At 60.2% G+C, this 11,910-nt stretch carries 10 protein-coding genes; 6 read left to right on the top strand and 4 right to left on the bottom strand.

Annotated features, from left to right (window positions below):
• Positions 1-176 precede the first annotated feature (176 nt).
• The 4 genes from ACZ41G_RS05910 to ACZ41G_RS05895 all read right to left on the bottom strand — a co-directional run bounded on the left by ACZ41G_RS05910 (position 177) and on the right by ACZ41G_RS05895 (position 4,274).
• Positions 177-1,214: a D-2-hydroxyacid dehydrogenase family protein gene (locus ACZ41G_RS05910; protein WP_464144908.1), complete on the bottom strand. Its 1,038-nt coding sequence runs from the start codon at positions 1,212-1,214 to the stop codon at positions 177-179.
• Between the two features lie 1,296 nt (positions 1,215-2,510).
• On the bottom strand, positions 2,511-2,882 hold the full coding sequence (locus ACZ41G_RS05905) for a hypothetical protein (protein WP_464144906.1): 372 nt from the start codon (positions 2,880-2,882) through the stop codon (positions 2,511-2,513).
• A 114-nt stretch (positions 2,883-2,996) separates the two neighbouring features.
• Positions 2,997-3,383 carry a hypothetical protein gene (locus tag ACZ41G_RS05900; RefSeq protein WP_464144905.1) on the bottom strand — a complete coding sequence of 129 codons (387 nt, stop codon included), beginning with the start codon at positions 3,381-3,383 and terminating at the stop codon, positions 2,997-2,999.
• A 21-nt stretch (positions 3,384-3,404) separates the two neighbouring features.
• Entirely contained in the window at positions 3,405-4,274 is an 870-nt protein-coding gene (locus tag ACZ41G_RS05895) for a hypothetical protein (RefSeq protein ID WP_464144904.1), read from the bottom strand.
• 577 nt (positions 4,275-4,851) lie between these two features.
• On the opposite strand from ACZ41G_RS05895, the gene ACZ41G_RS05890 reads away from it, so the two are divergent.
• From ACZ41G_RS05890 to ACZ41G_RS05865, 6 genes are all read left to right on the top strand, one after another.
• Positions 4,852-5,862 (top strand): cystathionine beta-synthase, encoded by a 1,011-nt coding sequence (locus ACZ41G_RS05890; protein WP_464144902.1) that lies wholly within the window; start codon positions 4,852-4,854, stop codon positions 5,860-5,862.
• A gap of 177 nt (positions 5,863-6,039) precedes the next feature.
• Complete coding sequence (locus ACZ41G_RS05885; RefSeq protein WP_464144901.1) at positions 6,040-7,230, top strand: cystathionine gamma-synthase; 1,191 nt, start codon at positions 6,040-6,042, stop codon at positions 7,228-7,230.
• Positions 7,231-7,579: 349 nt separating this feature from the next.
• On the top strand, positions 7,580-9,625 hold the full coding sequence (locus tag ACZ41G_RS05880) for a RecQ family ATP-dependent DNA helicase (RefSeq protein WP_464146240.1): 2,046 nt from the start codon (positions 7,580-7,582) through the stop codon (positions 9,623-9,625).
• Between the two features lie 199 nt (positions 9,626-9,824).
• Positions 9,825-10,343, top strand: a complete 519-nt coding sequence (locus tag ACZ41G_RS05875; protein ID WP_321046196.1) for a ferritin — start codon at positions 9,825-9,827, stop codon at positions 10,341-10,343.
• Between the two features lie 219 nt (positions 10,344-10,562).
• Positions 10,563-11,069, top strand: coding sequence for an S-ribosylhomocysteine lyase (locus ACZ41G_RS05870; protein ID WP_026502245.1), 507 nt, complete (start codon positions 10,563-10,565; stop codon positions 11,067-11,069).
• Positions 11,070-11,279: 210 nt separating this feature from the next.
• A complete protein-coding gene (locus tag ACZ41G_RS05865; protein WP_026650514.1) occupies positions 11,280-11,795 on the top strand; it encodes a GNAT family N-acetyltransferase in 516 nt (171 codons plus the stop codon).
• Positions 11,796-11,910 lie beyond the last annotated feature (115 nt).

The raw sequence follows: 11,910 nt of genomic DNA, 5'->3' as shown, positions 1-11,910 counted from the left end.
GGGCCGTGAGCGTCGGCAGAAACTGGAGCGTGACCTTCTGCCGACGTTGAGGCGCGGGTGAGTGTCGGTAGAAGCAGATGTCCAACCTTCTTCAGACACTGACCGGTTTCTCAGCGTCGGCAGAAGCAGAAAGGGAGCACGGTAGTCGCGAGCCGATCGCGGAATGACGATGTGGACTATTTGACGACGACGTTGAAATCGCTTCCGGTCGCGAACGCGGCGACCGATTGGAAGACCTGACGAGTCAAGTTGCGATACGCTTCCTCGTTGCGCCAAGCGACATGCGGGGTCATAATGATGCCCGGCACCTGGCGCAGCGGGTCGTCTTGGGGAAGCGGCTCATGCTCGAACACATCCAACGCGGCCTTCACATCCCCGCGGGCGAGACGCTTGGCAAGCGCACCTTGTTCGATGACCTCGGCGCGTGCGGTGTTGATGAACAGCGTGCCGGGCTTGATGTGCTCCAGCGATTGCGCGGTGACGATGCCTTTGGTGGCGGCGAGCAGCGGCATGTGCAGGGAGATGATGTCGGAGCGCTCGAACATATCGCCCATATCGTCGACCGGTGTGACTCCGAGTCGCGCGACCGCGTCCTGATCAAGATGTGAATTCCACACGAGTACGTTCATGCCGAACCCTTGGAGCATGCGGGCGAACACCTGGCCGATGCCGCCGAATCCCACCAATCCGACCGTCTTGCCATGCAAAGCGTAACCGTCGGCGCCTTCCCAGCTGCCGGCATGCACTTGGCGGTTGAGATCGCCGACGTGCCGGGCGAGCTCCATCAGCAGTGCGAACGCGTGCTCGGCGACCGCATGATCGCCGTAGCGCACGACGTTGCACACACGCACGCCGCGCTCTCGGGCAGCCTGTAGGTTGATGTAGCTCGCGACACCTGTGCCGCCGAATGCGAAGCAACGTACGTGGGCGCTTTCGGTCAGCCGGTTGAAGATCGAATCGGTGACATGGAATCCGATGATCATCACGGCGTCGGCGTCTTGGCAGCGGCTGACGATGGTATTTTCGTCGAGTGTGAAATCGCCGTACATGCGCAGACGGATCACGTCGTGCAACAGGCTGATGTTCTCCTTGAAATACGGAATCATGGAGGCAACGACCACCGGCATGACGGCCAGCGGCAGATCGGTGCGTTCGGGCTGTGTTTCGATGATTGGCTGGATGTCGGCTGCGGCTGATGTTGATGTTTCGCTCATGCTTCCACCTTAGACGCACGCGTGCCGGCAGTGTTGCGAGAGCATTTCGATGCGTTGGTTCTAGTTCTGGTGTTGGTGTTGGGGTGTGGCGATATCCCTCGCCCCGTACTTGATTGTGAGTGGTCGCTCACAATCAATGAGTCGTTCGGGCGGTGATGTGCAACGGCCGCCCCGCACTGTAGTTGATTGTGAGTAGCGACTCACAACCAACTACGGCGATCGGTTGGAGCAGATACATCTGGTGGGTAAATGCCACTTCGTTGTGAGTGATGACTCACAATCAATGAGTCGTTCGTGCGGCAATGTGTGTCGACTGCCCTACGCTGTTGTTGGTTGCCGTGCGATATTACCTATTGATTGTGAGGGATGACTCACAATCAGCGGTCAAGTGTTTACGATTTGAGGCCGATTCGCGGATTCTCTTGTTTCGTTGTGAGTGGCGACTCACAATCAACGTGAGGGCTGGTCATTGCGGGTGCAACTGGTAAGTCAACCTCCGTTGGTTGTGAGTGGCTGCTCACACTCGATGAGTTGGCAATCCGGCTGGGGCGGATACAGCGTGGCTGCGCGCATTGATTGTGAGTCGGTGCTCACAATCGGCAGACAACTCGTGTGGCGGAGTTCGGGGTTTCCGCCGTTCAACCACTGGTTGTGAGTGACGGCTCACAATTGGTTGGTGGTTTAGGCGAGGCCGGTATGATTGTCGCGACTGGAGTTCTTCGTTGTGAGTGGTGGCTCACAATCAACGCGCTGTTCGTGTGGAAGCATGCGTCGGTCGCTCTGCGCTCGAACTAGTTGTGAGTGGCGACTCACATAGCCAACGAGAGAGAGTGCGGTGTTCCGATGCGAATCCGCAGACGTTGATGCGTCGTTGTGAGTGGTCGCTCACAATCAGCATGAGCGATTGTCCATCGTGGGCGCGGTGGTGCGTGAAAGTTCTTTGGTTGTGAGTGACGGCTCACAATTGGAAGATGGGTCTGGGCATGCGCGGTCTGGATGGTCTGACCGAGTTGTTCGTTGTGAGTGGTCGCTCACAATCAAAGAGATGAGACAGAGGATGCGGGCTGATGATGCTGTCCATTATTGGTTGACCGTGCTTAACGCCTGTTGCCTATCGCCTAACGCATATCGCCTGATGGATGAGGGAATAGGCGCCGAATCTCGTTCGCAGCCATTCCAATGGAGACTGGCCGCGAACAGATTGCAGTAAGCGACTGTGGAGCGCTACCAGCTTGTCGGATTCCTATGGGCCGGTTCGCGTGCAGATCGGAGTAACACCCGCGGCGGCAGACGCGATCAGCGCGTGAACACTCCCTGCAGCCACGCGTATAGCGCCGGATTCGAGACATTCCAAGCTTCGAACCGCCCGGTTGTCATCAGCCAAAGCGCTTGCAGCGCGAGCCCAAGCGCAAGGAAGACTACAATCGTGACGGTCAGCCAGTGGTGCCCCTTCATTCGACTTGCCGCTTCCGCTGGCATCAGCAGACACACGGTGCCGATGACCGCCAGCCACGCCATATCGCACATATATCGCGCGTTGACGCCGATAGAAACATCGATACACACGATGACACCGACAAGCAACAGGCACGTGATGCCAATTGCGCATGACCTTGACATTCCTCGCGTCATTTCGTGCGACTTTTCCAGCGATACTGCCGACGGCATTCTTGATTGCGTCCCTGACGACACCTCCGTCGTTCCGACTTCTTCCGTCCGCTTGTGCGAGCTGACCATGCCACTCGAGTCATCCATGCCGCGTGAAAAGCGTGAGACGATGAACTATATGACCGCTGGCAGTGCGAGCAAGCAGATCGGCGACAACGCGACGATACCTCCCACCGTCGGCTCCGCGATGACGTCTCTGTTATGGATCAGAAACGCCCAAGGATTCGCGGCATCAGCGGCGAAAACATCCGCGGTGAACGGGAACTCGCGGGTAAATCTGATTGGGGCGAACAGCAGCAGAGCCGCACCGAACAGCCGGGCTTTCAGACTGATGTGGCGTTGCGTCATATCGAAGCCGGTCAGATTGTATACGGCTCCGAAATCAAGCGGATTGCCAAATCGGGCGGCGTTGTACCACATCATGACGCCACCGACGAGAAGGAACGGCACGATTGCCGCAAGACTGGCTTGAATCGCGTGTCGTGACCGAACGGCAAGCATTTCGCGCGACCTGATTTGCGGTCATAGCAAGATAAGACCGAAGACCGCTGTCAGAATAAATGTCGGTCTGCACATCATGGTGAGTGCGACGAGTAGCGATCCCGCAGCGACCATCCCGGTTCGGGGAACCGAGCCGATATCGTCAGCGGACCGTGCCCACAGCGCGATTCCCGTGGGTGCGAGAGCCAGCGAGGCGAGGATCGGAATCGAGTAGAACCACGGGACGAGGACGAGATAGGACAGTCCCGATGCCGCAATGATTGCGGTGCACGCCAGCACGACGAACCAGCGTGGCGTCCCCTTCCAGAACCGTTTCCACAAGGTCTGCACCAGGAAGATCAGTGATGCGCAAGCGGCGATTGCCAGGATTGCGCACGCGGCGGCGGTCGACAGATCCATTCCGGTCAGTGCTTTGTATGGGGCGAACAGCACGATTGCCGGGAGTGGTCCGAAATAGCAGTAATAGCGGCCGTAATAGAACGCCCAATCCCACAGCGATGGGTCGCCGCTCGCCGTGCCCTCCGCACCTCTGACCTGCGCGTCGTATGGATTGTCCATGGCCGCGAGCCAGTCGGGCACATGGACGTCAAGCCATGTTCTGCCGTGGAGGAACGCGTCAGCGAGCCGCTGATACTGCGCCCGGTCCACGAGGAAGGTTCCATCGGCGTAGTGCAACTGGTATGTGGTGTCAACAGGGTGGGTCGATATGGTGAGCAGCACGATGATGACCGAGGCGAGGGCCCACAAAATCGCGAATGGCAGCCAATCCGGGCGAAGAATGCGGGGAATGCGGTGCCGGGTGTGCGACTTGGCGCGCTTGATGGTTGTTGTTGCGGCGGTGCCGCTTGCGAACGTCGGGGCGCTCGTGCGATCGGTGGCGGTGCTGTGCATGACTCCACTGTATCTCAGGGACACGCGGGGTTGACGAATATCGCGGCGGTAAAGCGGTTGCCGAAGCGGGTCGGGGCCCACGCCGGCCGCGGGTGGATGAACATCGAGACAAGGCAAAAGCGTCCCGTTGCAAGTTCCGGGCAATCGAAAAGCCGTCTTACGATATGAGACGCTGTGACACGCCGTTGCCATGGGGCATGCTATCGTAAGAGCCATGACGTATTTCTCATGTTGTTGTTGTCGCTAACCGACGCCCCTTGGCGAGCGGTTGACAACGCACAACTTGAGATAGGATTCCGGCGGACCACATGGAAGGGCATGCGGATCTGCACCCGATTGCAGCAAGACGAATAACCATCATGAACATCGTCTAAGCTGGATTGTGACGCAATCATGATGAACCGGTGATTTGCCGGGCAGTTACCCGAATCGATGTGGTCGGAACAACCGATATCACGTCTTGCCGGAACCGTTTCTTGTGCACTCAACCGATGGCCAGGCGCCACACCACCGACCCATCCATCGGCCAGCCCATCACAAAGCAAGACACAAAGCCCAAGCACAGAAACGAGACATCATGACCATCCACGATTCACTCACCGACCTCATCGGCAACACCCCTCTTGTCCGTTTGCGCCACGTCACCGATGGCGTGAAAGCGGACGTTGTCGTCAAAGTCGAGTATTTCAACCCGGGCGGCTCATCCAAGGACCGCATTGCCGAGCGCATCATCACCGCTGCGGAGGAATCCGGCCAACTCAAGCCGGGTGGTGTGATCGTGGAACCGACCAGCGGCAACACGGGTGTCGGCCTCGCCCTGGTCGCCCAGCAGCGCGGCTATCGCACGATTTTCGTCGTGCCGGACAAGGTGTCCGAGTCCAAGCGCGCAGTGTTGCGGGCGTATGGAGCCGAAGTCGTCGTCACCCCCACCAACGTCGAGCCGGACGACCCGCGTTCCTACTACAGCGTGTCCGACCGACTCGCCGCCACCATCCCCGGCGCGTTCAAGCCGAATCAGTACAGCAACCCGAATGGCCCACGCAGTCACTATGAGACCACCGGCCCCGAAATCTGGGAAGCAACCGATCACAAGGTCACGCATTTTGTCGCCGGCATCGGCACGGGAGGTACGATTTCCGGCACCGGCCGCTACCTCAAGGAAGCCTCCCACGGGGCCGTCAAGGTCATTGGTGCCGATCCGGAAGGCTCCATCTACTCCAACCCGAATGACGTCCACCAGTACAATATCGAGGGTGTTGGCGAGGACTTCTACCCAGAGGCCTTCGATCGCAACATCACCGACGACATCAAGCAGGTCACCGACGCCGAGGCCTTCGAGATGACCCGCCGCCTGGCCAAGGAGGAAGGCCTGCTGGTCGGCGGTTCCTCCGGCATGGCGGTCGCCGGAGCACTCAAATACGCGCGTGAGAACAATCTGGACGAACATCAGCTGGTCGTCGTGCTGCTGCCGGATTCCGGACGCAGCTATTTGGAGAAGATTTTCAACGACGACTGGATGCGAGCCAACGGCTACGGCGACGTTGTCGACCGTACCAGCAGCCCGTCCATCGCCGAGCAATACCTGTGATTCCGCTCGCGTGATTCCACACGATTGATTCAGCTTGATTTCGCCCGCACATCAGCGGTCCGACAATCAACCCTACATCCGATATCAACCCGTCATCACCAAAACCGATACCGACACGCGGGACAAACCCCGCACAACCATCTAGGCTCATAACCACAACCGAAAGGAACAACAATCATGTCCGTCGCATCATTCGAACAGTCCGCCAAGGATTTCGCCGCCACCAAGCTCGCCACGCGCGCCATCCACGCCGGCCAGGAGCCTGACCCGATCACCGGCGCCGTCGTCACGCCAATCTACATGACCTCGACCTTCAAGCAGGACGGTGTCGGCGGTCTGCGCAACGGCTACGATTACAGCCGCTCGATCAACCCGACACGTGATTCCTTCGACGCACAGCTGGCCGCCATCGAAGGCGCCAAGTATGCGCTCGCCTTCTCATCCGGCCTCGCCGCGATTGACGTGCTGCTACGCTCCACCTTGAAGCCCGGCGACAGCGTCCTGCTCGGCAACGACGTGTACGGCGGCACTTACCGCCTGCTGTCCAAGGTGTTCGTGCCGTGGGGCGTGAACCTTGACGTGGTCGACATCACCGACACCGCGGCGGTGAGCGCGGCCCTCGAATCCAAGCATTACGAGTGGATCTGGGTGGAGACGCCGAGCAACCCGCTGCTCAACATCACCGATATTGCGGCGACCGCCGCGGTCGCGCACGCGCACGGCACGAAGGTCGCGGTGGACAACACCTTCGCATCCCCGGTGCTGCAGCATCCGCTCGATGATGGCGCCGACGTGGTGGTCTACTCGACGACCAAGTACATCGGCGGCCATTCCGACGTGGTCGGCGGCGCGGTCGTGCTCAACGACGAGGAGATCCGCTACAAGGTCGCATTCCTGCAGAATTCCGCGGGCGCTGTGCCTTCGCCGTTCGACTCCTGGCTGGACATCCGGGGCTTGAAGACCTTGGATCTGCGTGTCAAGCAGCATAGCCGCAACGCGCTCAAAATCGCCGAATGGTTCGAAGGCAAGCCGCAGATCGAGCGCGTGTGGTACCCGGGCCTCGAATCGCATCCGGGCCATGAAATCGCCGCACGCCAGATGCACGGCGGCTTCGGCGGCATGGTTTCCGTCCAGTTCAAGGGCGGGCTCGAGGCGGCCAAGCGGTTCGCCGCGGCCACGAAGATCTTCACGCTCGCCGAATCGCTCGGCGGCGTGGAATCCCTGATCGAGCTGCCGGCGGCCATGACCCACGCCTCGGTGTCCGGGACGACGCTTGAGGTTCCGGCGAACTTGGTGCGTCTGTCTGTGGGCATTGAGGATGCGGATGATTTGATTGCCGACCTCGATCAGGCGCTTGAGCAGGCCTGACCGGAAGAGAAGATAAGAAGAAGCTGGATGGATGCCGGATACTTGGGCGTCGGCATCCGTCAGGGGGACGTGATGATGGGCGTCCGGAGCGATGATGGCGCTCCGGACGCCCATCGTTGTTGCTTGCTGGTCGTTCTTTGTTGCCGTCGTGGGGGGACGCCGGTGGTTGTCGGTCGGTGGCTTGAAGCCGGCTATCTGCCCGCGGTGCGGCTGCGTGGGCGCACGACGGGCAGAAAAGTCGCCAGTTCCGCCGCGCAGGATAGACTCGGGGGATATGACGGCAGGGAATTCGGCGATGGGCATCACGCGCGCGACGGGTATGGCAGCTTCGACAGGCGTGTCGAGAATGATGGACAACTCTCGCGGGAACACAGGAGGCGAAACGCCTGCACCGGCGCCGGCGCTCACCGCGCTGAAACAGTATTTTGGCTACGATTCGTTCCGTCCCGGTCAATCCGGACTCGTCACCGCAATCCTTCAAGGCCGTGACGTACTCGGCGTCATGCCCACCGGCGCGGGCAAATCCATCTGCTACCAGATCCCCGCCACCTTGCTGCCGGGTCTGACCATCGTCATCTCCCCGCTGATATCCCTGATGCGCGACCAAGTGGATGCGCTCCAGGACGCGGGCATTCTCGCGGCGTACGTCAACACCACGCAAAGCTCTGACGAGCAGGACGCCGTGCTCGCCCAAGCTGCCCAAGGCAAGATTCGCATGCTGTATGTTGCCCCGGAACGTTTGGAAACCGGGCGATTCCGCGATTTTGCCGTACACACGCGCATCTCGCTGGTCACGGTGGACGAGGCACATTGCGTTTCGCAGTGGGGGCAGGATTTCCGCTCCTCATATCTGGGTATCGGCGAGTTCATTGACGCGCTTCCGGTTAGGCCGATTGTCACCGCGTTCACCGCGACCGCAACAGGCAAAGTGCGTCGCGACATCGTTTCGCTGATTCACCTGCGCAACCCGCTGATTACCGTCACTGGATTCGACCGTCCAAACCTCTATTTCGACGTCATCCGGATGGAAACCAAACGCAAAACCGCATGGATTGCGCAATACGTGGCGACGCACCCCGGAGAATCCGGCATCGTGTACTGTGCCACTCGCAAGGAGACCGAAGCGGTGGCAGCCGCGCTCAACCATGCGGTTCCAAGCCTCATGGCGGCATCCGGAACACATGGCGACGCGGAGGCCCCAGCAGGCTTGCCGGACGGCCCGATTGCCGCCGCCTACCATGGTGGCATGGCGCCGGAAGACCGGTCGCGCACTCAGCGGGATTTCGTCACCGACCGCGTGCCGGTTGTTGTTGCCACGAACGCGTTCGGTATGGGCATCGACAAATCCGACGTGCGTTATGTGATTCACCACAATATGCCCGAAAGCATCGAAGCATACTATCAAGAGGCCGGTCGCGCCGGGCGTGACGGCGAACCCAGTCGGTGCACGCTCCTGTGGAATGACAGCGATATCGTCACCCGCCGGCGTCTGCTTGACTTGAACGGTGACAACGAGCGCCTCGACCCTGAGGAGCAGCAAATCGTCCGTGCCTCGAAACGTCGCCTGTTGGATGGGATGATTGGCTACTGCCGCACCACGCACTGCCTGCATGACTATATGGTCAGGTATTTCGCCGACCCCGAAACCGAGCAGGGGCCGGCAAACTTGATTGCGTCCAACGGTCCGGCTCAGCCGGAGGGCCCGACCGCAAAATGCGGGAACTGCTCGAACTGCGAAGGCAATTTCGAGACACTCGACGTTACGGACACCGCGCGGGCGATCAGCCGGTGCGTCCACGATTTGGGGCAGAGCTACGGCATGGGCAAGATCGTGGCGGTCCTGCGTGGTTCCAAGGCCCAGGATTTGCTCAATCGCGGCCTCGATAAGGTGCCGAGCTACGGCGTGCTGGGCAGTGTCCCCGAAGCGCGGATCCGCGATGTGCTCAACCAGATGAGCGTTGACGGTTTCCTCGCGATCACCGAAGGCCGGTTGCCCATCGTCCAATTCGGGCCGCTCGCAGCGCAGACAGTCGCCCCTGATTTTCATTACGAAATCAAGCGTATCCAACGGCAAACGAGTGGGCGTTCGCGTGCTGCGGGGGCGACTGGCGGCGCGCTCGGCCAGGGCGCTACGGCCATGCAAGCGCAGGATGCCGCGGAATTCACCGAGGCGGACGAACACCTGTTCCAACGGTTGCGCGCCTTGCGCCGCAGCATCGCGCAGGAAATCGGCAAGCCGCCGTATATCGTGTTCTCCGACCGTTCGTTGCGTGACATGGTTCGGCTCAAACCTTCCAATGATCAGGAATTCCTTGAAGTCAGCGGGGTGGGGGAGAGCAAGCTGCGCCAGTATGGTGCAAAGTTCATGGAGGCGATCGCGCAAAATCGGCCGTGACACGCCGGCGAGCCTCCCACACCCTGCGGCTCGGCGGCGATAGCATGGACCGTGTCGTCATTGAAGACGATAGCGACGGCGAAGACGACACCGGTACCGGCGGGTGCCGCGGAATATGGCCATTGCGCCATTGCGCCATTCCGCCTGCACGTACGCACGACCGGGGCCCAACGCACGCCCGAAAAGCAAGGAGGCTGACATGATGGACCGTCATCTCAGGGAACTGCTCAACGACCAGTTCAATAAGGAGCTCTATTCCGCCTATCTGTATATGGATTTCGCGGATTATTATCACAATCGTGGCCTGCACGGCTTCGGCAACTGGTACGACGTGCAGGTGCAGGAGGAACGCGACCATGCGATGCTTATGCGCGCATGGATGCTCAAGCGCGGCGAAACCATTGAGCTGCTGCCGATCGCCAAACCCGACAAAACCATTACAGACGATGACGATCCGCTGCACTTCGCGCTCGCTCATGAACAGTATGTCACCGGGCTGATCCATACGCTCCACGATGCCGCAGAGGCGGCCGGGGACACAGACAGCGCGAAGTTCCTCGATTGGTTCGTCAAAGAGCAGGTCGAGGAAGAGGAGAACGCGACCTCGATGATCGAGCGGTACGACAAGGCTGTCGCCGACGGGACGCTCGAAGCGCTGGACACCGAGCTGAAAGGCCGTCGTTGGAAGGCCCCATCACTGCACGTGGACATCTTCTGACCGGTTTGAGCAGCGCAGCGCCTTTCGTCGAGCCGGTTGCTGCCAGCAAAATCCGCCGCCGAAGCGCATGCGCCCGCGCCACGCTAGCCGGGCATAGCTTTTTCCTATGCCCTATACGCTCTCGCCCGCGGCGGCATACATCCGGGCGGGCTAGACTAGGCATCGAAAGCGGGTGGTCTGCGTGTGCAACGCGGGCCACCCCGGCATCGAGGAGGTACTATGAGCGATGAATCCAAGCCCACGCAGGACGACAAGCCGGTTGTCGAAAGCTTCCAGCTTGACCACACGAAGGTGAAGGCGCCGTACGTGCGCTACATCGACACCGAAACCGGCCCGAACGGCGATGTGATCTCGAATTACGACCTACGGCTGGTCCAGCCCAACGAGAACGCCATTCCGACCGCCGGCCTGCACACCATCGAGCACACCATCGCGGTGCTGCTGCGCGAACGCATCCCGGGGTATATCGACTGCTCGCCGTTCGGCTGCCGTACCGGATTCCATCTGCTGACCTGGGGCACGCACAGCACGGAGGATGTTGCGCGTGCGCTCAAGGAATCCTTGGAATTCATCGCTTACAAGGCAACTTGGGACGATGTGCCGGCGACCACAATCGAAAGCTGCGGCAACTACCGCGACCACAGCCTGTTCACTGCCAAGGAATGGTGCAAGGACATCCTGGCGAAGGGCATCAGCTCTGATCCGTTCGAACGCAAGGTGGTCTGAGCGGAGGTGTTGCGTGCCGGTATGCTTATCGGCATTCGCGTGAGATAACGGCGGGATGTGTCATCAAGCGGTGACACATCCCGCCGTTGCGATCTCGGCTGGGGATGTTGGATTCGTTTGCTGTGCGTTGCGTGCGCCACGTCACAGATGCCGTGTTATATGCCGTGGTAGGGTTGAGCAGGTTTTATCTACGGCTAGGAGACAGACAATATGGTTGCACGGCGATTCCGGCACGCCACCATGCGCGATTTTCCGGTGATGGAGCAGAACTACGAGCGCGCCCGTGAGCTGATGGCCCGCAACGGAAACCCCACCCAATGGGGGCATACCTTCCCGAAACCGGAAGTCGTGCAGGATGATATCATGCGTCATCGCAGCATCCTGTTGGTTGACGGAAGCGGCGCCAATGAGCGGATTCTCGCGCAATTTGCGGCTTGTACGGGCGAAGACCCGACCTATCAGACCATCGACGGGCAGTGGCTTGACGATGACGCCTACGTGACCATCCACCGCATCGCTTCGTCCGGTCTGATCCGCCATGCGGCGCGGGAATGCCTGGAATGGGCGCTCAAACAGTATGGCAACGTCCGGGCGGACACCCATCCGAACAACAAAGCCATGCAGCACGTTCTTGAAACCTGTGGGTTCACGCGGTGTGGGCTGATCCAGCTCATCGACCGGCCGACCGACACCACGCGGATCGCCTACCAGCGCCACGAATGGTGAACGGCTGAATGCTGGCCGGTAGGCGATAATACAATGCCGCCGATTGCGGAGAAGCAACCGGCGGCATAACGGTATCTGGGGTGGCGCTGAATTCAGCGCAATTTGCAATACCGCA

This window comes from Bifidobacterium porcinum, from assembly GCF_055378475.1.
The sequence above is the reverse complement of the archived record's forward strand: the minus strand, read 5'-3'. Positions and strand labels throughout refer to the sequence as shown.

Excerpts from the sequence above, each read along its gene's own strand:
- ACZ41G_RS05880 (WP_464146240.1), top strand. The coding sequence starts at position 7,580 with ATGGACAACTCTCGCGGGAACACAGGAGGCGAAACGCCTGCACCGGCG.
- ACZ41G_RS05905 (WP_464144906.1), bottom strand. The coding sequence starts at position 2,882 with ATGCCGTCGGCAGTATCGCTGGAAAAGTCGCACGAAATGACGCGAGGA.
- ACZ41G_RS05910 (WP_464144908.1), bottom strand. The coding sequence starts at position 1,214 with ATGAGCGAAACATCAACATCAGCCGCAGCCGACATCCAGCCAATCATC.
- ACZ41G_RS05885 (WP_464144901.1), top strand. The coding sequence starts at position 6,040 with ATGTCCGTCGCATCATTCGAACAGTCCGCCAAGGATTTCGCCGCCACC.
- ACZ41G_RS05870 (WP_026502245.1), top strand. The coding sequence starts at position 10,563 with ATGAGCGATGAATCCAAGCCCACGCAGGACGACAAGCCGGTTGTCGAA.
- ACZ41G_RS05895 (WP_464144904.1), bottom strand. The coding sequence starts at position 4,274 with ATGCACAGCACCGCCACCGATCGCACGAGCGCCCCGACGTTCGCAAGC.
- ACZ41G_RS05865 (WP_026650514.1), top strand. The coding sequence starts at position 11,280 with ATGGTTGCACGGCGATTCCGGCACGCCACCATGCGCGATTTTCCGGTG.
- ACZ41G_RS05890 (WP_464144902.1), top strand. The coding sequence starts at position 4,852 with ATGACCATCCACGATTCACTCACCGACCTCATCGGCAACACCCCTCTT.
- ACZ41G_RS05875 (WP_321046196.1), top strand. The coding sequence starts at position 9,825 with ATGATGGACCGTCATCTCAGGGAACTGCTCAACGACCAGTTCAATAAG.
- ACZ41G_RS05900 (WP_464144905.1), bottom strand. The coding sequence starts at position 3,383 with ATGCTTGCCGTTCGGTCACGACACGCGATTCAAGCCAGTCTTGCGGCA.